Source organism: Dysgonomonas sp. HGC4, from assembly GCF_001261715.1.
GTDB lineage: Bacteria > Bacteroidota > Bacteroidia > Bacteroidales > Dysgonomonadaceae > Dysgonomonas_A.
The window spans coordinates 58,119-85,081 of record NZ_CVRU01000092.1 but is presented as its reverse complement, the minus strand read 5'-3'; the positions used below and the strand labels follow the sequence as shown (position 1 = coordinate 85,081).

17 protein-coding genes are annotated in these 26,963 nt (G+C 36.4%); 9 read left to right on the top strand and 8 right to left on the bottom strand.

Annotated elements, in window-relative coordinates; translation table 11 throughout:
- Nucleotides 1–34 precede the first annotated feature (34 nt).
- From rseP to HGC4_RS09625, 3 genes are all read right to left on the bottom strand, one after another.
- Entirely contained in the window at nt 35–1,372 is a 1,338-nt protein-coding gene (rseP, locus tag HGC4_RS09635; RefSeq protein ID WP_050709921.1) for an RIP metalloprotease RseP, read from the bottom strand.
- Between the two features lie 81 nt (nt 1,373–1,453).
- Entirely contained in the window at nt 1,454–2,602 is a 1,149-nt protein-coding gene (locus tag HGC4_RS09630; RefSeq protein WP_050709920.1) for a 1-deoxy-D-xylulose-5-phosphate reductoisomerase, read from the bottom strand.
- Between the two features lie 7 nt (nt 2,603–2,609).
- Nucleotides 2,610–3,476 carry a murein hydrolase activator EnvC family protein gene (locus HGC4_RS09625; protein WP_050709919.1) on the bottom strand — a complete coding sequence of 289 codons (867 nt, stop codon included), beginning with the start codon at nt 3,474–3,476 and terminating at the stop codon, nt 2,610–2,612.
- 359 nt (nt 3,477–3,835) lie between these two features.
- Between HGC4_RS09625 and HGC4_RS09620 the strand changes: the two genes are divergently transcribed.
- Both HGC4_RS09620 and HGC4_RS09615 read left to right on the top strand, forming a co-directional pair.
- Nucleotides 3,836–5,047: a serine palmitoyltransferase gene (locus HGC4_RS09620; RefSeq protein WP_050709918.1), complete on the top strand. Its 1,212-nt coding sequence runs from the start codon at nt 3,836–3,838 to the stop codon at nt 5,045–5,047.
- Nucleotides 5,048–5,154: 107 nt separating this feature from the next.
- A complete protein-coding gene (locus HGC4_RS09615) occupies nt 5,155–6,468 on the top strand; it encodes a T9SS type B sorting domain-containing protein (RefSeq protein ID WP_050709917.1) in 1,314 nt (437 codons plus the stop codon).
- Nucleotides 6,469–6,549: 81 nt separating this feature from the next.
- On the opposite strand, the gene HGC4_RS09610 is transcribed toward HGC4_RS09615, so the two are convergent.
- From HGC4_RS09610 to HGC4_RS09590, 5 genes are all read right to left on the bottom strand, one after another.
- A complete protein-coding gene (locus HGC4_RS09610; protein ID WP_087880161.1) occupies nt 6,550–7,881 on the bottom strand; it encodes a TldD/PmbA family protein in 1,332 nt (443 codons plus the stop codon).
- 59 nt (nt 7,882–7,940) lie between these two features.
- The gene (locus HGC4_RS09605) at nt 7,941–9,269 is read right to left on the bottom strand and encodes an NCS2 family permease (protein WP_050709916.1); all 1,329 of its coding nucleotides are present in this window, start codon (nt 9,267–9,269) and stop codon (nt 7,941–7,943) included.
- A 12-nt stretch (nt 9,270–9,281) separates the two neighbouring features.
- Nucleotides 9,282–9,992 carry a DUF5020 family protein gene (locus tag HGC4_RS09600; protein ID WP_050709915.1) on the bottom strand — a complete coding sequence of 237 codons (711 nt, stop codon included), beginning with the start codon at nt 9,990–9,992 and terminating at the stop codon, nt 9,282–9,284.
- A gap of 93 nt (nt 9,993–10,085) precedes the next feature.
- Nucleotides 10,086–10,802 (bottom strand): DUF1003 domain-containing protein, encoded by a 717-nt coding sequence (locus HGC4_RS09595; RefSeq protein WP_050709914.1) that lies wholly within the window; start codon nt 10,800–10,802, stop codon nt 10,086–10,088.
- 40 nt (nt 10,803–10,842) lie between these two features.
- Nucleotides 10,843–12,279: a TldD/PmbA family protein gene (locus tag HGC4_RS09590; RefSeq protein ID WP_050709913.1), complete on the bottom strand. Its 1,437-nt coding sequence runs from the start codon at nt 12,277–12,279 to the stop codon at nt 10,843–10,845.
- A 188-nt stretch (nt 12,280–12,467) separates the two neighbouring features.
- Between HGC4_RS09590 and HGC4_RS09585 the strand changes: the two genes are divergently transcribed.
- From HGC4_RS09585 to HGC4_RS09555, 7 genes are all read left to right on the top strand, one after another.
- Nucleotides 12,468–15,266 (top strand): triple tyrosine motif-containing protein, encoded by a 2,799-nt coding sequence (locus HGC4_RS09585; RefSeq protein WP_050709912.1) that lies wholly within the window; start codon nt 12,468–12,470, stop codon nt 15,264–15,266.
- 269 nt (nt 15,267–15,535) lie between these two features.
- Nucleotides 15,536–18,580, top strand: coding sequence for a SusC/RagA family TonB-linked outer membrane protein (locus HGC4_RS09580; RefSeq protein ID WP_050709911.1), 3,045 nt, complete (start codon nt 15,536–15,538; stop codon nt 18,578–18,580).
- Between the two features lie 19 nt (nt 18,581–18,599).
- The gene (locus HGC4_RS09575) at nt 18,600–20,135 is read left to right on the top strand and encodes a RagB/SusD family nutrient uptake outer membrane protein (protein ID WP_050709910.1); all 1,536 of its coding nucleotides are present in this window, start codon (nt 18,600–18,602) and stop codon (nt 20,133–20,135) included.
- Nucleotides 20,136–20,195: 60 nt separating this feature from the next.
- Complete coding sequence (locus tag HGC4_RS09570) at nt 20,196–21,230, top strand: glycerophosphodiester phosphodiesterase (RefSeq protein ID WP_050709909.1); 1,035 nt, start codon at nt 20,196–20,198, stop codon at nt 21,228–21,230.
- Between the two features lie 23 nt (nt 21,231–21,253).
- Nucleotides 21,254–23,521, top strand: a complete 2,268-nt coding sequence (gene bglX / locus HGC4_RS09565; RefSeq protein ID WP_242047148.1) for a beta-glucosidase BglX — start codon at nt 21,254–21,256, stop codon at nt 23,519–23,521.
- A 160-nt stretch (nt 23,522–23,681) separates the two neighbouring features.
- A complete protein-coding gene (locus tag HGC4_RS09560) occupies nt 23,682–25,046 on the top strand; it encodes a glucoamylase family protein (RefSeq protein WP_050709907.1) in 1,365 nt (454 codons plus the stop codon).
- A gap of 160 nt (nt 25,047–25,206) precedes the next feature.
- Complete coding sequence (locus tag HGC4_RS09555; RefSeq protein WP_050709938.1) at nt 25,207–26,961, top strand: family 43 glycosylhydrolase; 1,755 nt, start codon at nt 25,207–25,209, stop codon at nt 26,959–26,961.
- Nucleotides 26,962–26,963: the final 2 nt, after the last annotated feature.

Genomic DNA, 26,963 nt, shown 5'->3' with positions numbered 1-26,963 from the left:
TTTACTTGCCTGAATAACCAAAAGGTCTGAGACCTTATTTAAATATTGCTTTAAATATATCATTTCCGTTTGCATAAATCAGCAAAGCAAAAATAAATACCATCCCTGCTAGTTGAGCATACTCCTGAAATTTCTCATTTGGTTTTCGGCGAGTAATCATTTCATATAGCAAGAACATTACATGTCCACCATCCAACATTGGTATTGGTAAAATGTTCATCACAGCAAGAATCACAGATAAAAATGCTGTCATAAACCAAAACGCTTGCCAATCCCATGTAGCAGGAAACATGCCACCTATACCACCAAATCCGCTTAGGTTAGATAAACCTTCTTTCGTAAATACGAATCTGAACTGTGCAATATATCCTTGAAATGTCTCTTTTGCTAGATTTACTCCTGCCGGAAACGACGCAAAGAAGCCAATATTATCATGCCTTAACTCACAAATAGAAGTCAAAGGAACTGCTGTAAAACCCAAAATACCTAAACTATCAACACGAGCAGTTGTCTGATGCAACGAGTCTCCTCTGTAATAACCAATTACCACATCAGCATTAAGATTTTCGCTAATATTTCGTCTAATTCCTGCGAAAGATTCTACAGATTTATCATTTACAGAGACAATGCTATCTCCTTTCATTAATCCACTCTTTTCGGCTGCACCTCCAACCATCACACTATCTACAAGAGGAGGAATCTTCATTTCATAGGCCATCTTCTTAGAAGAGATCATCTTATCGGCAAAATCATCAGGCATAGCTATTGTTTCGAGCTTTCCATTACGCTCTACAACAACATCTTTAGCATTTGCAAATTTCATCAGAGTATTTATATCCAATGTTTTATCCATATGGAATTTCAACTCTTTACCATCCGCACTTATAATTTTATCTCCATCTTGGAAACCTGCATCTTTTCCAACCTGACTGAATTCCATTCCATGACTCACATCTTTAAAAGAGATATAAGAATCGCCCCACGAGAAAAGAATCATAGAATATATAAATATCGCCAGAATAACGTTGAACAATACACCGCCAATCATCACCAATAGACGTTGCCATGTAGGTTTCGATCTAAATTCCCAAGGCTGTTCAGGCTGTTGCATTTGCTCTTTATCCATCGATTCATCAATCATTCCAGCAATTTTCACATACCCACCAAGAGGTAACCAACCGATACCATATTCTGTATCGCTATTTTTAGGCTTAAACTTGAATAAAGAAAAACCTATATCAAAGAAAAGGTAAAACTTTTCAACCTTTATTTTAAATACTCGGGCAAAAAAGAAGTGTCCGAATTCATGGACAATAACCAATATTGATAAACTTAGAATTAATTGTAACGCTTTTATGAAAAATGTTTCCATCAGTCTGTTTTAGAAAATAAATAATTAAGATCGCTGATCTTTTTTCTATAATTTGTTCGTGCCGTAACCCTTGTCTTTCAACTAGTTTACAAAACCGGAGGCAACTTCCCGGGCTTCGATATTCGACTGTACATAGTCGTCGTATGTTGGTCTCTCTACAAATGAAGCCTTTAGCATTGTTTTCTCAATGATTTCGCTCATTTCAAGAAATCCTATTTTTTCTTTTAAGAATGCTTCTACTACAATTTCATTTGCAGCATTTACTATACATGGCATATTTCCACCCTTATTAGCCGCTTCGAAAGCAAAAGCCAGATTACGGAAACGATCCATATCAGGCTCTTCGAAGGTCATAGTACCCAACTTAAATATATCGAGACGCTCGAAGTTAGATTTCAAACGATTCGGATAGGCAAATGCATACTGAATGGGTAAACGCATATCGGGCAATCCCATTTGCGCTATTATAGAGGAATCCTCAAACTGCACCATCGAATGGATTATAGATTGTGGATGTACAACCACCTCTACTTGACTAGGAGTAAGTCCAAACAGCCATTTAGCTTCGATCATTTCGAACCCTTTATTCATCAAGGTTGCCGAATCAATAGTGATTTTAGCCCCCATATCCCAATTAGGGTGTTTCAGAGCCTGATGTTTAGTCACTTTTTGCAACTCGTCTTTACTGAGTTTTCGAAAAGGACCTCCCGATGCTGTGAGTAGTATTTTTTCAATCGGACTATTCTCTCCATTTAAACATTGGAAGATAGCCGAATGTTCCGAATCTACAGGTAATATAGGCACTTTGTTCTCTAAAGCCAATTCGGTTATCAATTCACCTGCAACAACCAACGTTTCTTTATTAGCTAAAGCGATAGGCTTTTTTGCTTTTATAGCACTGATTGTGGGTGCCAAACCTGCATAACCAACCATAGCAGTCAGAACAATATCTATCGGTTCGCTTTGAACGACCTGAACAATAGAATCCATTCCTGCCCAAACTTTAATTGGCAGATCGGCTAAGGCATCTTTTAATGCCTGATATTTATCTTCATTAGCAATCACAACAACCTCAGGTTGAAATTCACGGGCTTGTTTCACCAGCAAATCCAAGCTATTATTTGCAGTGATAGCATATACCTCAAACTTATCGGGGTGCTCTCTAACCACATCTAATGCTTGCGTTCCTATTGATCCTGTTGATCCTAATATAGCGAGTTTACGTTTCATCTATTTTTTAGAATGATATATATAATTCGGGATTGATAGGGTTACCCTTATACCAAAGCTCGAATTGTAATGTTTTCTTTTCTGAATTATCTTTTCCACTACCTACCATAGCAATAGCCTCACCGGTTCGAACTTTATCTCCCGTTTTCTTCAAAACCATTGATACTCCTTTGTACACAGATATAAAGCCATTTTTATGTTGAAGTTGCATAATGTATCCATTGTCCGCATATCCAGCAAATACAACAGAGCCTTCGAGCGTAGCTACTACACTTTCGCCAGCCGTTACTATCTGAACCCCATAGTTACGAGAAGGAAGATTAAATTTACCTGTAATTATACCCTTAATCGGGCGAAAGAAAGTCACCCCTTCGGTAGGAGTAGCATCCGAAGTAGAAATAGTTGACAAGTTATACTTCTCCGCATCTTCATACTCAGAACGATATTTGCGTTCGCGATCGGTACTTTGCAAAGACTTATCTGTTTCTGAGATGGTCACAGTATCCACTTTACTTTCAGAGTCAGGCTGAACCTTTCCTGCAAAAATATCTTTTATGTTGTCAAGATACGCCAACTGATAACTTTGCTGACGCTCCAACGAATCGACCTGAATAGCTGCGCGAATGGCTTGTTCCCTGATTTCAGAATCAAGATAACCCGGTAAATAGTTACGGATAGGTGTTGTTATAATAATAACTGAGGCAATAACCATCAGTATGAAGAAAGAAGTAAGATACAACATAATACCATGAAACATAGAAACACGAAGTTTCCACACTTCTTCAAGTGTATTTTCATTTAAAATAGATAAACGGTACTTAAAATGTAGTCGTTTCCAAAAACTATGTCGATTCTTATCTTTTCTTTTTGCCATTAAATTATTCCACTCCCTAGTATATTGATGCTTCCAGATACGTTAAAGGATTATATCCCGTTTCAAATGTGGCATCTATCCGAGAAATACAAAAAGGACGTACGTACCTATTCATTATCTCCAATATAATCAAGAATGCAAATTTAATAAAAGAAACACAGATTGTGGCTTTGCATTTTAGTATTTCATTAAAGAAAATTAAATTAGATCATTTTAATTCGTTTAATAGCACATTCAGTAAAATATTTCCACCAAAATCGTTTCTTTAATTTTTTTTAGCTATTTTTGCAGCCTGCTTTTTTTGAGAAGAAAAGCTTGAAAAAGTAGTTATAATTAATATTCCTATTTATTATAAAGTTATGAGCCTATTAAGTAATAAGCTATATCGATATGATGCTGCCAGAAATGCTCGTGCGGCAGGTATCTATCCTTATTTCAGAGAAATTCAAAGCGATCAGGACACTGAGGTCGTTATCAATGGTAGAAAAGTCTTAATGTTTGGCTCAAACGCCTATCTAGGATTGACTAATCACCCTAAAGTTATAGAAGCTTCTATCGCTGCCACCCGTAAATACGGAACTGGTATGGCGGGTTCTCGTTTTCTAAACGGAACGCTAGACATCCATGTTGAGCTAGAGAAAAAATTAGCTGCTTTTGTTGGTAAAGAAGATGCTTTAGTATATTCAACCGGATTCAATGTAAATCAAGGCGTAGTTGGTTGTATAACCGGTCGTGAAGATTACATCCTCTGGGACGAATTAGATCACGCATCTATTATCGAGGGAAACAGAGCTTCACTATCTACAAAGTTGAAATTTCGTCACAACGATATGGAATCTTTGGAGAAACAACTTCAAAAATGTGAACCAGACAAAGTAAAACTTATTGTAGTTGATGGAGTATTCAGCATGGAAGGTGACGTTATTAACTTACCTGGAATTGTTGAGTTATCTAAAAAATACAATGCAAACATAATGATCGATGAAGCTCATGGATTAGGTGTTTTCGGTCGTGATTTCAATGGTAAAGGTGTTCATGATCATTTCGGATTAACCGATAACATGGATCTTATCATGGGTACTTTCAGCAAATCACTAGCATCTATCGGAGGTTTTATCGCAGCAGAAGAAACAATTATCGATTATCTTCGTCACAACTCACGCCCTTATATATTCAGTGCGAGTGTAACTCCGGGAGCAACTGCTGCCGCTAATGCTGCACTTGATATATTGATGAGCGAACCCGATCGTGTAGAGAATCTGTGGAATATTACCAATTACGCATTGAACGGCTTCCGCCAATTAGGATGTGAAATAGGACATACAAGCAGTCCGATTATACCATTATACATCAGAGACAACGAGAAAACATTCATTATAACTCGTACTCTATTCGAAGAAGGTATATTCGTAAACCCTGTAGTATCGCCGGCTGTTGCGCCTAAAGATACACTAATTAGATTCTCTCTAATGGCTACTCATACTAAAGAACAAGTAGACATTGCCTTAGATAAAATCGGAGCCATTTTCAAAAAAATGGGTGTACTTGCAAATAACATGGAAAAAGCTTAAAACAAAGCTTACTACATAATAAAATAAAACCCTCTTTCGTTAAGAATAGAGGGTTTATTGTTCAATAAAGTCTCAAAACACTATCTTAGCAAGAAATTCCATACAGAATGAAGTATCTTTTAGCTAATCTTTTATTATTATTCACCCTCACCCTATCCGCACAATATACTGTGTCGGGCGGGCTAGGACAGCCATACGAATATACAGAAGGACTAGCAGGCACGGGCATAGAGAAAGTTTATCTATTAAATACTTTTTCGGGAGCAAGTATATCTTATACATCCGATGCAGCGGTAGTACGTTTCTATAAGTACACACGTTCTATTGACGATAAAGTATTAATACCTTACTCTGAAATCTCAACGAGCAATAGTGGAAACAAAACCACCTACACTATAAATAATCTTCAGGATTCAAGAGGATATTTCGCTGAAGTAAACGGAAAAGCTAATCCCATAATATGGATTATAGATTACAGTCAACATTTACCCATCTTCAACTCTATCGAACCAGACAGATCTGCTGAAACAGAAGAACAGTGTACTGTTTTGAGATTACTTATTGATAAATCTGACGATCTACATTATTATTCTACTATTGGAGGAGAATACTCTGTACTTAGAAAATACACTATAGAATACGCTGATCTGGATGGATCAACTAAAGATTTCACACCTCTGATTAGAGAAATAGGTCCAATTGATATAGGTACATATCGAACAATTGATGCTCCTTTGACGAATACCAAATTCAAAATAAGTGGAGATCAGTTTGCTGAACACTTCCAATTAAACATATACAAAGAGAGTACAGATTATACTGCCATTGCAACCAAAGTTTTCATTGTAGCCGAGCAGGTTTCAGCAAGTGCTTCAAATGGGGTAACCTCAGATTTAGGAGGTTCTGCTCCAGCCGAAATAAACTTCTATGGATATGCCAATGAACCAACGGCACATTTCTATACATGGTTTATTTACAACACCTCCGATTTGGAGAATGCAATAGTACGCTACACTGATCGAAACATTAGATTTACATTCAACGAATCTGGAAACTATAAAGTTGTTCTGGAATCTGTTAGTAGAGGTCCGTCTTGCCTAACCAGCACAAGTGTAGAATTTTCAATATCGGAATCTTCGCTTGAAAAACCACCGAATTATTTCTCCCCTGATGCAAATAGCGAAACAGCCAAAGTGTTCAGAATAGGAGAATATAAATCATTAATCAGGTTCAAATGCTCTATATTCAACCGATGGGGAAACAAGATATATGAGTGGACAGACCCGTCGAAAGGATGGGATGGTAAATATAATGGCAAGTATGTAAATACTGGTGTTTACTTCTGGGTTATAGAAGCATTAGGCTCTGATAATAAACGATACAAAGAAGCCGGTGATGTAAATGTGATTCGCAGAAAATAAGATTATCACCTTACAACAACAAAAAAGATGGAAGTGATACTTCCATCTTTTTCTATTATAAATAATTCTCGGTTCTAATCTTTATAACCCACTAAAGCTAACATTTTCAAATAAAAGAGAAGGTATTTGTCGAGATGAATTTAGAGAAAGAGGGTCATTACCAACCTCTATTAGGTTATTCCATAAGTCAAGTACATTCCCTGTAATATTCATCTCACTGATTGGAGTGGTTGCAATACCGTTCTCAACCCAAAATCCTTCTATTCCGAAAGAAAAGTCTCCTGTAGTACTATTAGTATTTCCACCATTGAAGCCTGTCACCCAAATACCATGATGCATCAATTCTAGCAATTGTGTATGATTGCGAGTTCCATGCTTCAATTTAATTATAGATGGGGATGCAATAGTAGGTAATATATCTAATTTAAGAGCATTATATGTATCAACAAAGTAAGTATTTAAAACACCTTTATCGATCAACACTTGATCTTTTGTAGCAACCCCTTCACCATCGTACCAGCGCGATCCGAATGAGCGTTTCAAGTGAGGATTATCAGTCACAGTAAGCTTGTCCGATACTATCTTATCACCTAATCGATCTAATAAAAATGTACTTTTCTGCTGAATTGCACTTCCATACATAGCCGAAATAAGTGGAGATAATAATTTCATCGAAACTGTATTATCCAAAATAAGATTGTATTTACCCGATCGTATTTTTGTTTGACCTAGTTTTTGCAATGCTCTTTTGAATGCTTTCTGAGAAATTCCTTCTTTTACCAAATCAGACCAATACAATTTACTATCGTACCAATAAGATTCGGGACGGGCATCTCCCGCAGTTTTCAACGCAACCTCAGATGTAAGGCTGAAAGCTGTATCTTGTATCTCACCTTCAAACCCATTACTAGCCACCATATACTCTGCTCCACACCCATCATCATAACTCGATACAACGGATACTATTCTCGGATCGGTTCCATAAATTTCCTCTACTGTTGCCTTCGCTAGTTCTAGTTTCTGGTCTACAGAATAATCAAAGAATGTAGGATCAAATAGATCCAGATCTTCATTTTTATCCGATTTGTAACAGCGTGCCATATCGGGTAATTGGCGACACAAATCTGGCGCTAAAAATCGAGTAGAAGCAATGCCATCTTTTATAAAAGATTCTAACTCCGACTTTTCAAGCCTATTCGTAGAAAGAGTTCCATATCTACCATCTACATATAATTCTACATACAGCTTATTTTCTGAACTCTGGTGCAATTTATCTAATTGACTATTTCGATACTCAAAAGAATTATTGTTGGCAACAGTTAAAGATACTCTCGATGCAGAACACCCATTCTTCAAGGCTATATTCATTGCCCACTGTGCTATACTTTTATTTTGATCTGTTATAAGATTCATTTTTTTCTTTTTAAGTAAATAAAACAATTACAGTTACACTTCTTACTGAAATATCTGTTTTACATTTTCTCCCAAATGTGGGCAGCATCAAGTCCTAACTTTATTATAAACAAAATTGCCAATACGTATATTACAGCAGAAACATCTTTATATCTGCCTGATAATATTTTCACAAAGAAAAAGGTAAGAATACCAAACACAATTCCTTGAGCAATACTATATGTAAATGGCATAAAAATCAATGTAACAAAAGCAGGTAATGATTCTGTGATGTCATTAAAGTTAATTTTAGCCACTGCCGAAATCATAAATAAACCTACAACAATAAGTGCTGGAGACGTTGCTGAAGCAGGGACGATAAGGAAAAGAGGTGCAAAGAACAAAGCCAATACAAACATAAAGGCAGTACTTACGGAAGTCAATCCCGTACGCCCTCCGGCTGCAACGCCTGACGAACTCTCTACATAGGCAGTAATGGGACTTGTACCAAGCACTGCACCAACAGTTGTACCTAATGCATCAGCAAACAGCGCCTTTTTAATTTGTGGAAAATTGCCTTCACTATCTGTCAGTCCAGCCTTAGAAACAACGCCTATAAGAGTTCCTACGGTATCAAATAGATTCACAAACAAGAATGTGAATACAACTAAGGCCATATCGAAACTAAGGACCTTATCCCATTCGAATTGGGCAAATGTTGGAGCTAAAGAAGGTGGCAAACTAACCCAATTACCTTCGGGAAAGTGAACAACTCCCGCAAAAACACCTCCAATTGTAGCAGCAACTATACCTATAAGAATAGCTCCATTTACATTGAGAGCTAATAATGCACCTGTTATAACAACACCAGCTAATGCTATCCAGACATGTGGATTTGCCATATCACCTAAAGAAACCAGCGTTGCATCGTTACCAACTACTACTCCGGCACTTTTTAGTCCCACTAATGTTATAAATAAACCTACTCCTACCGGAATAGCTTCTTTCAAAACTCGTGGAATACTTTTGACGATCAGTTCCCGAACATTAAAGAATGTGAGAAGGATAAAGATAATACCTTCTATAAAAACTGCAGTCAAAGCAAATTGCCATGTATACCCCATAGTCAACACTACGGTAAAAGCAAAGAAGTTGTTAAGTCCCATTCCCGGAGCTTGTGCTACCGGCAAATTGGTGAAAAACGCCATGAAGAGTGTTGCAATAATAGAACCTAAAACCGTAGCTGTAAAAACAGCAGCTCTATCCATATGAGCCTCTCCCAAAATATTCGGATTTACAACCAGAATATACGACATGGTCAGAAAGGTAATCAACCCTGCGAACAACTCTGTACGAACAGTTGTATTATTTTCTTTTAGTTTAAAAATTTTCTCTAACATATTATTCATTGATCTATTGTATTAGAAAGTCCATTTACCTGCAATAGTAGGAAATACATATAGCTTATTATTATAGTTGGCATAAAAATTATTGGTAATTTCTATTTCACTCCCAAAAGCTATATTTTTATCTATGTTATACCAGAACTGAGGTTCGGTCAACAATATAAATTTCTTACCACCTTTACCTGTTACTCTGTCTTTATTTTCTGTCCACACATCAATAAATCCCGTTAATGTCACTTTATTATTGAATAAGTTCGTATTCCAAATACCTGTCCACTGTACGTCGTGGCTCGCTTTATCAAAAGTATTGTACTTATAAACCAAATAAGTACTAATAAATACTGAACCAAAAGCATGATCGTACGCCCCTCCTACCATATATGCGTTGGGAATGGAAAAACCAGAGAAGTTGTCACCTCTCACAATTCCCCCATTAAATTCGATGTGAGGCATAATAGGACTATTACCAACCTTTATATTTCTATAAATCTCCATGTAAGCCAAACCTATATTGCCCTTGCTTTGATTAAAATCAAAATCGATAAAACCAAAGGTAGAACCCCATTTATCGGGCTTGAACATCTGAAATGTTGCTGTAAAATAATTTCGTGGAGCAACATCATTATTCAAAGTGTGACGTGGATCGAAATGTAATTGAATTTCCTGCGAATAAGAGAGAATGGATACCGCGAATAGAAGTAAAGAAAGAAGTAAATGCTTTTTCATAGATTTCTTTGCTCGATTAATTACTTTTTAATTATTTATATACTGTTTTATTTAGCCGGAATAAGGTAAGTCTCAGACTTCGGATATATATAGTCAAAATTGATTATTCTTATTATTTTTCTCTACTTGGGCCAATATATCATTCATCATTTCTATTTGAATCTTCTGAATCTCAATAAGGTCTTGTTGTTGGTATATCATCAAATGATCTATCTTTTCATGCAACGCTCTTACTTCTAGTTCCGATTTTAGATTAACCATGTAATCTTTTTTAGAACGATCTCGATCTTTTTCCTCCTGACGATTTTGGCTCATCATTATTATCGGAGCCTGTATAGCAGCCAAACACGATAGCAAAAGATTTAGTAGAATAAATGGATAAGGGTCGAATCCTTTATTGGCAAACCAAAATATATTTAATGATATCCATAGAAAAATAAAAACGCCAAAAGAGATAATAAAAGTCCAGCTTCCTCCAAAAGTGGCCACTTTATCTGCGACTTTCTGACCTGCTGTTAATCTTTGATTTTGTTCGTCGTCAAGTTTATCTGTTAAAGTTGAACGATCTTTTACCGAAGACAATACTTTTTGTTCGAGATCAGATAATGCACCTAACTGATCGGTAAGATATGCCGAAATGTATTTTTCGCGAAAAAGGTTCATTTCCGGAATTGCAAGAAATTTACTCCTATCAAAATCGGGATGTTCTTTTTGAATCAATTCAAGAATAGATGACCTAATTGATGTTCCGGAAATCCTTTGGGAGATCGGAAATTTTTCTTTTGATATATCACTTATAAATTCTTTCATTACATCCTTATTTAATAATGCAAATTTAAAACTGAATTCACTATTCTCCCCCTACTGTCAGTTTACTAACTAAAACCGAAGGAAGACCTTGTCCTACGGGTACACTTTGTCCATCCTTTCCACAAGTCCACGAGCTTTCATCAATTTTCAGATTATTACCCACCATCGTAATATCAGCTAAAGCTTTCGGACCATTTCCTATAATGTTAATATCTTTTATAGGTTGAGTCAGTTTTCCATTTTCTATTAAATAGCCTGTTTTTACATAGAACGTAAAATCACCTGCACCTATCTGAACTTGCCCATTGCTGAAATTATCAACATACACACCTTGTTTTACACTCGCAATCATATCTTCGTTGGTCATATTACCTGATTCCATATACGTTACGCGCATACGGGGCATAGGTACATAGCGAAATGATTGGCGGCGTCCGTTACCTGTTGGCTTCACACCATAATAGTTAGCACTGATTCTATCATGTAAATAGCTTTCGAGAATACCATTTCTTACGATATAAGTCTTTTGGCTTTCAATACCTTCATCATCAAAGTTTATAGCTCCTCTGGCAAATTCTATTGTACCATCATCTACTACATTTATATTGGGATTACAGATCGTTTTTCCTAAAGAATCAGAAAATATAGATACGTTTTTGCGATTAAAGTCTGCCTCAAAAGCATGCCCTATCGCCTCATGCAGCAATATACCGGAACCTCCGGCACCCATCACAACAGGCATTTCGCCTCCTTTAGGTTTTACAGCATCAAACATTAGTGCTGTTTGAGAGACTGACTCTCTTGCCAATGTTTCAATAAGATCATCATTCAAGAATTCAAAACCCTTGCGATAGGCACGTGAAGCAAAACCATTTTCTATTTTGCCATTCTGCTCCATAGTACATCCTCCATACATTATAGCCATCGGACGATAATCCCACGAAAGGGTTCCTTCCGAATTGAAAAACAGAATATAAGATGTTGAGTGATTCAAACTAACACTCGCTTTTATTACTCGCAAATCCATTTCGAATATTCGCGCATTGAGTTTTTCTATAAATGACTTTTTCTCATTTACTGAAACATCTTCCCACGATTTCCCAACCTTATAATAATTAGGAAAATGAGCTTCTTTTATATTTATAGGATTACTTTGCTTAGGTGCATGAGCAATTCCTGCGGCAGTTCGGGCAGCTCTAAGCATATCGGGTAACACTGTATTTTCAACATAAGCATATCCTGTTTGCTCTCCTATGACTACCCTAACACCTACTCCATAATCGATATTCGAAGAGGTTCTGTTTACCTCTCCATCCCGAAGAGATATACTGCTGTTTATAGTATGCTCAAAGTAAAGATCGGCATAATCGCCTCCTTTAGCCAAAGCTTCATATAATACCTTTTGTAAATCCTCTGTTGTCACACCAAAATGTGTCAAAACAGCCTGTATATTTATATCATTATTAAATTCTATCATCTATAAGTCTTTTTCAAGTATCTATCACCATACTCAATTATATCTATCTTAGGCACAATACTTATCTAAGATTAGGCACATTGGTACCCTTTAATATTTTCACACATCAAAATTAATCTATTTTTCTATATCTTTATCTTTTCATTACAGAAACCATACCAGATATACAATAAAAAGTCAGTAAAAAGATGATCCGTTATCTATTTTTGATACTAATAAGTGTCTTTATATTATCACATTCACCAATAATAGCCAACAATCCTAACATTATAAACTTCAGCAGAAGCGATTATCAAGCTGGTAATAAAAACTGGTCTTTAAGCGAAGACGAAAAAGGAATAATGTACATCGGAAACGATCTCGGATTATTGGAATTCGACGGAATTGATTGGAACTTGAATAAATTACATAAAGCAGATGTAGTAAGAGCTATATATGCAGCCTCTAATCAGACGATATTTACTGGAGGATACGAAGAATTCGGTCGATGGGACAGAGATATTAGCGGAATACTTAAATATACATCGCTTAGCGACAACCTTCCGGGTGGACGACTACACAATGATGATATTTGGAGAATATGGAAAAGGGACAATCTCGTTTATTTTCAATCCTTTAAAAACATTTATATCTACGATCAGAACAATGTTTATAAATTTCCACAAGAAAAAGACATACTATTTCTGATAAAGGTCAAAGATGAATTATGGATTCAGGAAATGGCGGGAAGTCTTTTCAAAATCGTAGGTAACCAATACGAAAAAATAGCCGGCAGCGAAATCTTCTCAAAAACCGAAGTCAGAACTGTACTTCCTACACCCGACAATAAATACATCATAGGTACATCGTCAATGGGGCTATATATTTACGACGGCTCAGAGTTCAAAATATGGAATAGCAACAAATCTCTCATTGATGGTAGCGTGAACTGCGGTCTGGCTGCAAGTAATGGTAATTATTACTTTGGAACCATATTGAGTGGTATTTATGAGGTTTCTCCTAATGGCAATATTACAAATCACTTCAACACCGAAACATACTTACACAACAATACAGTACTATCATTATATGAAGATCGTTCTAAAACAATTTGGGCAGGTCTGGATAGGGGAATCTCTTGCATACAGTATCTAAACGGAATAAGTTGCATGACTGATCCTACTGGTAAAATTGGAGCTGTTTATTCTGCTTCACTATATAAGGGTAAACTATTTATAGGAACTAATCAAGGTGTATATTATATTGACAAAAATGATCTTTATAGTATGAATGCACTATCCAAATTTACACTCCTTCCTAAAACGGGAGGACAAACCTGGAGTTTGAATGTTATTGACGATAAGCTATATTGCTCACATAATCAAGGATTATTGATTATTGATCAGAATCTATCTGTAACATCTCCCTACTCTATAAATACCGGTGTGTTTTATACTATGGAGAAAGACAAAGATCACCTCTTGCTTGGTACTTATATTAGCTTGATGTCCATAGACAAGAAAACTCAAACTCTCCATGTCCTAAATCAAGTACAAGAGCCAATAAAAAAAGTACAAACAGATCACTTGAATAATGTTTGGTTACAACACATGAATAAGGGAATATACAGAACCCGACTCAATGATGATTTTTCTAAAATAGAATCATTTAAGTATTATGGTAATGAAGACAAACAAGATATTCCGTATAAACTGAAACTTTTTAAAGTAGGTGGACGTGTAGCCTTTTTAGGAAACAATAAATTCTATACATACAACGATATTGAGGGAACTATCGTTCCAGAGCAAGCTTTAAATGACTGTTTTAGTAGCATTTCGGGTCTCAAAGAGGTTGTGAACATCACTCCTGAGAATTTCTGGATTATCGGAAACGATCTTATCTACAATGTAGTGTATAATGACAATAGAGCTCAAATAAAATTTATAATTGACATCGGTTATAAGAACTTTTCGATGATTGACAATTTCGAAAACATAGTTACTCTAGATGACGATCTGAGCCTCATCTGCTTAGACAATGGCTTTTTACTTTGTCAGAACAAAGTGACAGCAAAAAATGATCCTATAGCCCAACCCTATTTCAAGTCCATTAAAATTTCCAATGCCAATGGTGAATCCGTTTATCTGGATAATAATTTCAATCAAATAAATCATTCCTTCAACACAATAAAATTTCGATTCTCAACAGCAGAAACTCTTACTCGAAATATCTCCTTTGAATATAAATTAGAGGGCTTAGACGATCAATGGCATGCACTAAAGAATCAAAATTTTATGACCTATGAACGTCTGCCCAAAGGAAAATACACTTTCATCGTAGTAGCTGTAGATAGACAAGGGAACAGATCTGAAGAAATACAATTTCCCTTTGAAGTCTTAGCCCCATGGCATCAATCAGGATGGGCTGTTCTTGCTTATTGCCTCTTGTTTATTATGCTTATTGCCTCTATAATACTTTATATTCAGTATAAATACAAAAAAATACATTTGAAGAAGCTTCGTACGTTAGAAACTAAGCGTCTTAATCTTATTAATGAGCATTTACAAAAAGAAGTTGAAGAGAAGAACGCTGAACTTCTATCTCAAACCTCTTTTATAATACAGCGAAATGAACTTATTCTAAAGATAAAAAATGAAGTGGAAGAATTTTCAACTAAACAAAATAACAAAACTCTAACACCTCTATATCAAAAAATAAATACTTTACTAAACAGCAGTCTAGATAGCGAAGAAGATTGGAAAACATTTCTTATTAAATTTGAACAGAAACATACAAATTTCTTTAAAAAAATAAAGGAAACTTACCCCCAACTTACGGCTAATGATTTACGACTTTGCGCATGTCTCAAGCTAAATTTAGATTCTAAAGAGATAGCTACATTAATGAATATTTCGGTCAGAGCAGTAGAAAATAGCAGATACAGGCTACGTAAAAAGCTTGAAATCCCTTCTCATCAGCACTTAAACGACTTCTTTTTACAAATATAAGCCCTCTAAAAACAAAACATAAATATTTAATATATAAATAATTATATTCGTTTGAGTAGTAATAATGAGGTGATCACATTGTTAAATCGGAGGCAGATGTATTCGTTATGCAAAAAATCTCGTACCCACTGAACTTACTGTTTTTACATTTGTTCTAAATCATTTACAGAAAATAAGATAATAGTTCCCAAAATTCTTTATGGCGTCTTTAAGGAATATTATACTTATCAGAAGGAATGAAAAATGTTTAACAGTAAAATCAGAAATCCATGAAAGAAACTAGATTAACCTCTATGAGGAGAATGAGCATGAAGCTTTGTCTTCTGCTATTCTTAATCTTCTCAGCAAGCATTTCAAATGCATTTGCTCAGACTACAGTTACAGGAGTAGTCACCGATGAGCAAAAAGATCCACTACCCGGAGTTAGTGTCACAGTAAAAGGTTCCACAACAGGAACAGTTACCGATTTTGATGGTAACTACTCTATTAATGCGAAAGCAGGTGACATTCTTCAATTTTCATTTTTAGGGATGAAGCCCGAATCAATCACAGTTGGATCAAGAACTAAAATTGACGTTGTTTTAACTGATGATACACACCAACTAGAAACTGCAATTGTTATTGGTTACGGTACAGCGAAAAAGAGAGACCTTACCGGATCTATTGTAACAGTAAAAGGAGATGATGTATTCACTAAACCAGCAACCAATCCTTTAGCTTCTATCCAAGGTAAAGTAGCTGGGGTTCAAGTAATAAACACGGGTAAAGCTGGTCAAGATCCAGAGATTCGTATTCGAGGAACAAACTCAATCAATGGATACAAACCTTTATATGTAGTAGACGGATTATTTAATGACAACATTAATTTCCTGAATCCTGCAGATATAGAGACTATGGAAATTCTTAAAGACCCTTCATCTCTAGCTATTTTTGGTGTACGTGGAGCTAATGGTGTTATCATTATCAATACAAAAAGAGCTAAAGAAGGCCAAACTTTAGTAAACATTAATACTGCTTTTGGTTTTAAGAAAGTTGTAGACAAGGTTAAACTTACCAATGCTTCACAGTTTAAAGAACTTTACAATGAGCAATTAGTAAACCAAGGAAATAAACCTTATGATTTTACAAACTGGCAAGCTGATACAGACTGGCAAGACGAGATCTTCCAAACAGGATTCATGTCAAATAGTAATATTAGCATAACAGGTTCTACTGAAAAAAGTACATTCTATTTAGGTGTAGGTTATGCTTCTGAAGAAGGAAACATTCAGCATGAAAAATTTGGCAAAGCAACTGTAAATTTCAGTAGCGACTATAAGCTGACTAAAGACATTAAAGTTGGATTCCAATTTAATGGAGCAAGACTAACTCCTGCTGACCAAAAAGAGGTTCTTAGAGCTTTGAGAGCAGCTCCAGTAGCACCGGTATTCAATGAAGAATTCCAACTATATCATGCACTTCCTAGCTTTCAAAAAGGCCAAATAGAAAACCCGATGGTTGATGTTAGTGCAAGAAACAATACAACGAAAGCTATAAACTATCGTGGTGGAGGTAATATTTATGGAGAAGTCAACTTCCTTAAAAACTTCAATTTCAAAACGATGTTTGCTCTAGACTACAGATCAGATGATAGCCGCACATACATTCCTATCGTTGCTGTATATGATCCATCAATTCTAGGACCTAACCCTATTGATACTTTAGGAACTAAGAAAACAAGTATCAAACAAATCAAAATTGATGAAACTAAAATACAAGCTGATTATATCTTAACTTATACTAATAAAATTAATGATCATAACATTACAGCAACAGCAGGTTTCACGACATTCTATAATAGCTTAACTAGTCTTACTGCTGAAAGAGCTCAAGGTAATGGATTACCAATACCTAACAACCCTGACAAATGGTATGTAAGCATGGGTGACCCTAGTACATCAAAAACAGAAAGTGAGCAATGGGAGAGATCTACAGTATCATTCCTTTTAAGAGCGCTTTATAGCTATAAGAATAAATATCTTTTTAATGGTTCTTTCCGTCGTGATGGTTCTTCTGCATTCTACTATACAGGAAACCAATGGCAAAATTTCTACTCCGCTGGTGGAGGATGGGTTATGTCTGAAGAAGACTTCATGCAAAATCAGTCATTTATTGACTTCTTAAAGATAAAAGGATCTTGGGGTACACTAGGTAACCAAAATATGGAGACTCCATATCCAGCACAACCCCTTTTAACTAATTCAACATCTGCTATATTTGGTAATCCATCAGTAGAATATCCTTCATATTCATTGAAGTACATTCCAAATCCTAATTTAAGATGGGAAAAGATCGAAGCTTGGGAAGCTGGCTTTGAGATGAATATGCTTGCAAATAGATTGCGCTTAGAAAGTGTATATTACAAGAAAAACACAAAAGACCTTCTAGCTGAAATACCTGGTATTGCAGGAACAACTCCTGGCTTAGGAAACTTAGGTGAAATTCAAAATAAAGGTTTTGAAGTAGCTGCTTCTTGGAGTGACAAGATTAATTCCGATTGGGGATATAGCATAAGTGGTAACCTAACCACAATAGATAACAAAGTAAAATCGCTTGTTCAAGATGGCTATACAATCATAAAAGGAGATAAAAACATATCACATACTACAGCCGGATATCCTATTGGATTTTTCTATGGCTATACAGTAGATGGTGTATATCAATCTGATGCTGACATAGCTAATTCTCCAAAGAATACTTTGACCACTGTAAAACCGGGAGATCTTAAATTTAAAGATATGAACGGTGATGGCCAAATCACAACAGCTGATAGAGGTATGATCGGTAATCCAACTCCTGATTTCACTTATGGTATCACATTAGGACTTAATTACAAGAACTTTGATGTAGGTATTGATTTCATGGGTGTAGCAGGTAATGAAATTTACAGAACTTGGGATAACTATAACTGGTCTCAATTCAATTTCATGGAGCACAGACTTAACAGATGGACTGGAGAAGGAACATCTAACTCTGAACCTATATTGAATACAACTCGTACAATCAATAACGAAAATTCTACTTATTATATCGAAGATGGTAGTTTCTTCAGAATTAGAAATATTCAATTAGGCTATACTTTCGATCAAAATGCATTGAAAAAAGTACGTTTAAAAGCATTAAAAGTATTTGTAAATGCTCAGAACTTAAAAACTTGGAAAAACAATACAGGTTATACACCTGAATTAGGAGGTGATGCTACTGCATTTGGTATTGACAATGGTTCTTATCCTATGCCTGCAATATACACTTTTGGTCTAAATCTTACTTTCTAATTATATAAAAAATATTTTTATGAAACGATTAATAAAAAAATATATACTTCCGGCAGTACTTATAGCCGGACTATCTCTAACAAGTTGTAGTGACTTTTTAGATAGAAGCCCTCTTGGTGATTTAACAGAAGATGATGCTCCCGGTGGTATAAATCAAGGAAGAGTATTCCAGCTTTACGGACTAATGAGAGGTTACAATATTACAGCTGGTATACCCGCTTTCGCCATACATAATTTCCGTTCTGAAGACTCAGAAAAAGGTAGTGATGCTGGTGATGGTTCCGATCAAGCAGCCTTCTTTGATGACTTTGAGTACAATACAACAAATGGAGTTTTAGCTAGCTATTGGACTGAAAACTACAAAATCATAGTTAACTGTAACACTGCCATAAGCGGTATTGAAGGACAATCAACTAAAACAAGTCAAGACACAATCAATTATGCTGAAGCTAAATTTTTCAGAGCATATGCTTTCTTTAATTTAGTAAGAGCTTTTGGAGAAGTGCCTAAGATAGATTTTAGAGTGACAGATCCTGCACAAGCAAATATTGCGAAATCGCCAGCAGCAGATATATATGCGCTTATTGATGCAGACTTGGAAGTAGCTGTAAAATACTTACCTACCCACTGGTCAGATAGCTTTACTGGTCGATTGACCTGGGGAGCAGCAAGATCATTACAAGCCAGAACTTATATGATGCGTAACGATTGGACAAATATGCTAGCTGCATCAAAAGAAGTTATAAACTCAGGCTTCTATAACCTAAGTACTCCTTACGATAAAATCTTTACAGATGAAGGAGAAAACTCACCTGAATCAGTTTTCGAATTACAATGTTTAGCTACTGCAGCTAAACCAAATTCAGGAACTATAGGAAGTCAATTTGCAGAAGTACAAGGCGTAAGAGGTAGTGGCCAATGGAACCTTGGATGGGGATGGCATATGGCAACTAGCATACTTAAGGATAAAGCATATGAAGCAGGAGATCCACGTAAAGATGCAACTCTATTGTATTTCCGTCGTCAAGTTGGTAATGTAATTGATCCTATCACTCCAGAAAATACCAATACACCATTTGGAGAGTCTCCAATATCTAGTGCAATGGGAGCTGCATATAATAAAAAAGCATATACTGACCCAGCTTTACGTCAACAATTTACAAATGCGGGATTCTGGGTAAATATCAGATTAATACGCTATGCAGATGTTGTTTTGATGGCTGCAGAAGCTTCTAACGAACTAGGTATGAGTTCAGATGCTCTAAACTATTTGGAACAAGTAAGAAGCCGTGCTCGTGGTAACAATGCATCTATCCTTCCTAAAGTTACAACTAACGGTCAAACTGAGCTAAGAGATGCTATCCGTCATGAAAGACGAGTAGAGCTTGGTCTTGAACCAGACCGTTTCTATGACCTAGTACGTTGGGGAATTGCAAAAGAAGTATTACATGCTGCAGGTAAAACAAATTACCAAGACAAGCACGCATTACTTCCGATACCTCAGGTTGAAATAGATAAATCAAATGGAGTATTAGTTCAGAACCCTAATTTCTAAATAATAAATTTATATAATAGGGGCACATTTTTGCCCCTATTATATTTTTATCTAAATCCCATGAGAGCTCAAAAAACAATATTATTCCTATTAGTTTGTATGTCTTGTTTATCCATTTCAGCAACAACAATATTGCCTACCCTTGACAAATATACTATACCCGTCAATGTAAAAGGAGCTGCGATCGGTAGATTTATATCCTCAAATAACGAGAATGTAACTTTAGCAAAAGACACATCAAACCTATTTCTAATTGACCAATCCGGTTATATTAGATTAAAACCAAATGTAGAACTCTCTGCATCATCACCCTTCAGATACGAAATAATAATTAAAAGCAGTTGTGGTAATAAAGCTTTCGAATTAGTGAAAGATGAATTTATTCACAACAAAGTAATAGCTCACCGAGGCGCATGGAAAAATCATGAAGCCAGTCAAAACTCGATGAGTTCATTAATAAATACAATAGAATTAGGATGTGAAGCTGCCGAATTTGATGTTTGGTTATCATCCGACAATAAAGTGATTCTTTCTCATGACCCAACAATAGGTGGCAAGGTTGTAGAAGATACTCCTGCTCAGACATTGATGGAGATTCCATTAAAAAATGGAGATTTTGTTCCCTCACTTGAGGCATATCTTGAATGTATACAACAACAAAATAAAACACGTTTGGTGTTAGAACTTAAAGGTTCACAAAAAGGAAAAGAGCGTAGTTTAGCTCTTGCTGACTCAGCTGTTCAGCTCGTTCATAAATACAAGGCTCAGGCTTGGGTTGACTATATTAGTTTCGACTATGAAGCCCTGCTACATGTAAAACAATTAGACCCTACAGCAACTATTGCATATCTGGAAACTAATAAAACTTTGGAAGAATTATCTGCAACTAAAGTAGATGGAATAGATTATCATTACAGTGCTTTTTATAACGATGAAAAGCTTACAGAGAAAGCAAAACAATTGGGCTTAACAACTAATGTTTGGACAGTAAATACCGAAGAGCAAATGCAACATTTGCTACAACAGGGTGTAGATTATATTACTACTGACGAGCCAGAATTACTTTTGAAATTTATTGAAACACATTATAAATAATAGATATGAAAAAACTATTAACTATGCTTTTTTGTTGTGCCGCAATTAGTGTTGGAGCACAGCAGAGTAATGCAAGAGATGTAAAAATGGATCGATTCATCGACGATCTGATGAGTAAAATGACTCTCGAAGAGAAAATCGGGCAGCTCAACTTACCTAGTGCCGGAGACATTACTACCGGGCAGGCAAAGAGTAGTGATATCGCTTCTAAAATCAAAGAAGGTCAGGTTGGAGGATTATTCAACATCAAAGGAGTTGCTAAAATCCGCGATGTACAAAGAGTAGCTGTAGAAGAAAGTCGTCTGAAAATTCCATTGATTTTTGGAATGGATGTTATCCACGGATACGAAACAGTATTTCCTATTCCATTAGGTTTATCTGCAACCTGGGATATGAAAGCTATCGAACAATCGGCTCGTATTGCTGCAATAGAAGCTAGTGCTGATGGTATATTTTGGACATTCAGCCCAATGGTAGATATTTCACGTGATCCACGTTGGGGACGTGTTTCTGAAGGAAACGGAGAAGATCCTTTCTTAGGTGGAGCAATTGCGAAAGCAATGGTTCGTGGTTATCAAGGAGATAATACCTATTCGGATAATACTCACATTATGGCTTGTGTAAAACACTACGCTCTATATGGTGCAGGTGAAGCAGGACGTGATTATAATACAGTAGACATGAGTCGTATTCGTATGATGAATGAATATATGTACCCATACAAAGCTGCTATTGAAGCAGGTGTAGGTAGCGTTATGGCATCATTCAATGAAGTAGATGGTGTACCAGCTACTGCAAACAAATGGTTAATGACAGACGTACTTCGCAAACAATGGGGATTTGACGGATTTGTTGTAACTGACTATACCGGAATCAGCGAGATGGTTGAGCATGGTATTGGAGACTTGCAAGAAGTTTCAGCACGTGCACTTAAAGCTGGTGTAGATATGGATATGGTAGCTGAAGGTTTTACAGGTACTATCGCTAAATCTCTAAAAGAAGGAAAAGTATCACAAGCTGATATTGACTTGGCTTGTCGTCGTATTCTTGAAGCTAAATACAAATTAGGTCTATTTAAAGATCCTTACAAATATTTAGACGCTAAACGCGCTAAAAAAGAAATATACACAGATGCCAATCGTGCTGTAGCTCGTAAAATAGCATCAGAAAGTTTCGTACTTCTAAAAAATGAAGGAAATGTTTTACCTCTGAAAAAACAAGGCAAAATTGCAGTAGTTGGTCCATTGGCTAATACTCGCTCTAATATGCCCGGAACATGGAGTGTAGCTGTTAATCTTGACAAACCTCAAACTGTTATCGAAGCAATGCAAGCAGTTGGTGGCAAAGACGTAAAAGTTGTATATGCTAAAGGTAGTAACCTAACAGCAGATGCGAAATTGGAAGAGCATGCAACTATGTTTGGACGCTCATTAAACAGAGATGACCGTACTAAAGAACAATTGTTGAACGAAGCGCTTGAAGCATCTAAAGATGCAGATGTTATTGTTGCTGCATTAGGTGAATCTTCTGAATTCAGTGGTGAAGCTAGTAGCCGTACTAACATAGATATTCCAGATGTTCAAAAAGAACTTTTAGCAGAACTTCTAAAAACAGGTAAACCTGTAGTGTTAGTTCTATTCACTGGTCGTCCATTGACTCTTACTTGGGAAAATGAAAACGTACCTGCAATCTTAAACGTTTGGTTTGGTGGTAGCGAAGCTGCTCCTGCAATTGCAGACGTAGTATTTGGAGACGTTAATCCTAGTGGTAAATTGGTAGCAACTTTCCCACAAAATGTAGGTCAAATTCCACTTTTCTACAATCACAAAAACACAGGTCGTCCATTAGGAGAAGGCAGATGGTTTGAAAAATTCCGTAGTAACTATTTAGATGTTAGCAACGAAGCTCTTTATCCATTCGGATACGGATTGAGCTATACTCAGTTTACATATGGAGATGTTGCTCTTAGCTCTTCACAATTGGATTCAAATGGAGAACTTACTGCTAGCATCACTGTTACAAACAGCGGAAAATATGATGGAAAAGAAGTTGTTCAATTATACATTCGTGATATAGTTGGAAGTGTAACTCGTCCCGTTAAAGAATTGAAAGGTTTCGAGAAAATAGAATTAAAAGCTGGAGAAACTAAAACTGTAAGTTTCAAAATTACTCCTGAATTACTTAAATTCTATAACTACGATTTAGAATATGTATTTGAACCAGGAGACTTTGATGTTATGATTGGTGGTGATAGCCAAGATGTCAAAACAGCCCGATTCACTTTAAATTAAACTGTTCTTAGGTTCTATAATTTCAAGAGAAAGAGGTTGTCAGAATAATTTCAGGCAATCTCTTTCGATCTTTAACCTGTAGACCTATTTATACTTTGCTTAGGCTATATCGCCTATATCATTCTAAAGCATATCATTAAATATTTTTATTATTTATCTTATGAAAAAGGTATTAACGCCGTTTATAATATTTAGTTCTTTATTGGTCTTTACAAATTGTAAAAACACCAATAATAATACGGACGTCAGTAAAGAAAACCCATCGGTACAGATTACTGATGAAGCTCTGCTTGATAGTGTTCAACGTCGTACATTCAATTACTTTTGGGATGGTGCAGAACCAACAAGCGGAATGGCTCGCGAACGTTATCATATAGATGGAGAATATCCTCTGGACGATGCGAACGTAGTAACCTCAGGAGGTAGCGGTTTTGGTATCATGGCAATTATAGCCGGTATAGATCGTGGCTATGTTACCCGTGAAGAAGGTGTAGCGAGAATGGACAAAATTGTTTCATTCTTGGAAAAAGCAGATAGCTTCCACGGAGTTTATCCTCACTGGTGGTATGGAGAAACTGGTAAAGTAAGAGGTTTCAGCGACAAAGATAATGGAGGAGACTTAGTAGAAACATCATTCCTTATGCAAGGTCTTTTGGCAGCTCATCAATATTATGTAAACGGAACTGATACTGAAAAAGCTGTAGCTGCCCGTATCGACAAACTATGGAGAGCTGTAGATTGGAACTGGCACCGTAATGGCAAAAATGTACTATACTGGCACTGGAGTCCTGAGCATTCTTGGGAAATGAACTTTGCTATTCATGGTTTCAACGAATGTCTGATTACTTATGTTCTTGCAGCGGCTTCTCCAACTCACGGAGTACCTGCCGAAGTATATCACGAAGGTTGGGCTGAAAACGGAGCAATAGTAGAACCTCATACAATAGAAGGTATTAAACTGAACCTACGTTACCAAGGAACAGAGGCTGGTCCTTTATTCTGGGCACATTATTCTTTCTTAGGATTGAATCCTACCGATCTAAAAGACGATTATAGTCCTAATTATTTCGAAGAAATGAAAAACTACACATTGGTTAATCGTGCATACTGCATCCGTAACCCTAAAGGTTTTAAAGGTTATGGCGAAAATTCATGGGGACTAACTGCTAGTTATTCTACTGTTGGATATGCAGCTCACGAACCTGCTGAGAGAGGCGATCATGGTGTAATTACCCCTACTGCTGCTCTTTCTTCAATTGTTTATACACCCGAAGAGTCAATGAAAGTTATGCGTAACCTTTATTCTATGGGAGACAAAATGTGGGGGAAATATGGTTTCTATGATGCATATAGCGAAACTGACAATTGGTATCCTCAACGTTACTTGGCAATAGACCAAGGTCCAATCTCTGTAATGATAGAGAACTACCGTAGCCAATTGCTTTGGAAACTATTTATGAGCCATCCTGATGTTCAAAATGGATTGAAGAAATTAAATTTCGGAAGTCCTTCTTTGAAAAAATAAGATCACATACCTTTTTATTGCCTAGCAAAGTATAATAAACAGAAAAAGCTATTATATAATGCAGCAATAGATATGTAACATTCTTTGATCAATTAAGATACAATAGAGAGCTTGTTGCAAAAACAAGCTCTCTATGTTTATCACTTATCTAATAACCATCATGAAAATATTCAAATACACTCTACTACTTATGTTATGTGCTTTGGGATTAAACACCTATGCACAGCAAAATACATATTGCAATCCCATAAATATTGATTACGGATATTGCCCGATTCCCAACTTTACGGAATGGGGTAAACATCGCACCTCTGCCGATCCTGCCATTGTTAATTACAAGGGAGATTACTATCTTTTCTCGACAAATCAGAGCGGATATTGGTGGAGTAGCGATATGCTAAACTGGAACTTTGTATCGCGTCCTTTCCTTACACAAGAAGCAGTAGAGCAAACAGCCAATAAGTGGGACGATCTTTGCGCTCCTGCGGCATGGACAATGGGTGATACACTTGTTGTTTTTGGATCTACATACTCTCGTATTTTCCCCATTTGGATCAGTACCGATCCTAAGAATAATAAATGGGAAAAAGCTGTGGAACATTTCGATATCGGAGGATGGGATCCTGCATTCTTTACCGATGACGATGGCAAACTCTACATGTACAACGGAAGTAGCAACGTATATCCGTTATATGGTATCGAATTAGACAGAAAAACATTCCAACCAATAGGAACCCGAAAAGAGTTATTATTGACGGATGGAGATAAAATAGGATGGCATCGTTTCGGCGAGCATATGGATAATACTTTCCTTAAACCATTTATGGAAGGTGCATGGATGACAAAACACGATGGTAAATATTACCTGCAATGGGGAGGCCCCGGAACAGAATTCAGTCACTATGCAGATGGATATGCGGTAAGCGATAGTCCTCTTGGATTTTTTGAGCATGCATCTTTACCTTTGAGCATGAAAGCCGGAGGCTTTATACGTGGAGCAGGGCATGGAGCTACTTTCCAAGACCGTTGGAATAACTATTGGCATACATCAACTATGGTTATCAATGTAAAGAATAACTTCGAACGTCGTATCGGAATATGGCCTGCGGGATTTGATAGCGATGGCAATATGTATTGCAATACTACATTCGGAGATTATCCACACTATATTCCAACAGGAGAAGCTGATCATTTGAAAAGCCAATTTACAGGATGGATGCTTCTCAACTACAACAAACCGGTACTGGTATCATCTACTTTGGGCACACATTATGCAAATAATATTGTAGACGAGAACATTAAAACTTATTGGAGTGCTAAAACGGCTGATAAAGGAGAATGGCTAATCTCTGATTTAGGCGAAGTTTCAACAGTATATGCCGTACAGCTTAATTATGCTGATCAGGATGTTGAATTTCTTGGAAAAACTTCCGGGAAATTTCATCAATATAAAGTATATTCGTCTTTAGATGGTAAAAAGTGGGATGTATTGATAGATAAAAGCAGCAACAAAACAGATGTTCCTCATGACTATGTACAACTGGAAAAACCTGTTAAAGCACGCTACTTGAAGCTTGAAAACATCCATATGCCTACCGGTAAATTTGCTATCTCTGGATTCCGTGCATTTGGATTTGGAGCGGGTGAAAAGCCTAGCGCCGTTGAACAGTTTATGGTATTACGTACAGAAACAGACAAACGCAGTGCATGGTTGAAATGGAAACCTGTTGAAAACGCTTACGCTTATAATATCTATATCGGAATAGAACCTGATAAATTATATAGTAGTGTTATGGTTCATAATGTAAACGAGTATTATTATGCGGGTATGGATAGAACCAAACCTTATTATTTTGCAATTGAAGCCATCAACGAAAACGGTACATCAACTTGGACACGAGGAGAAGCTAAATAAGG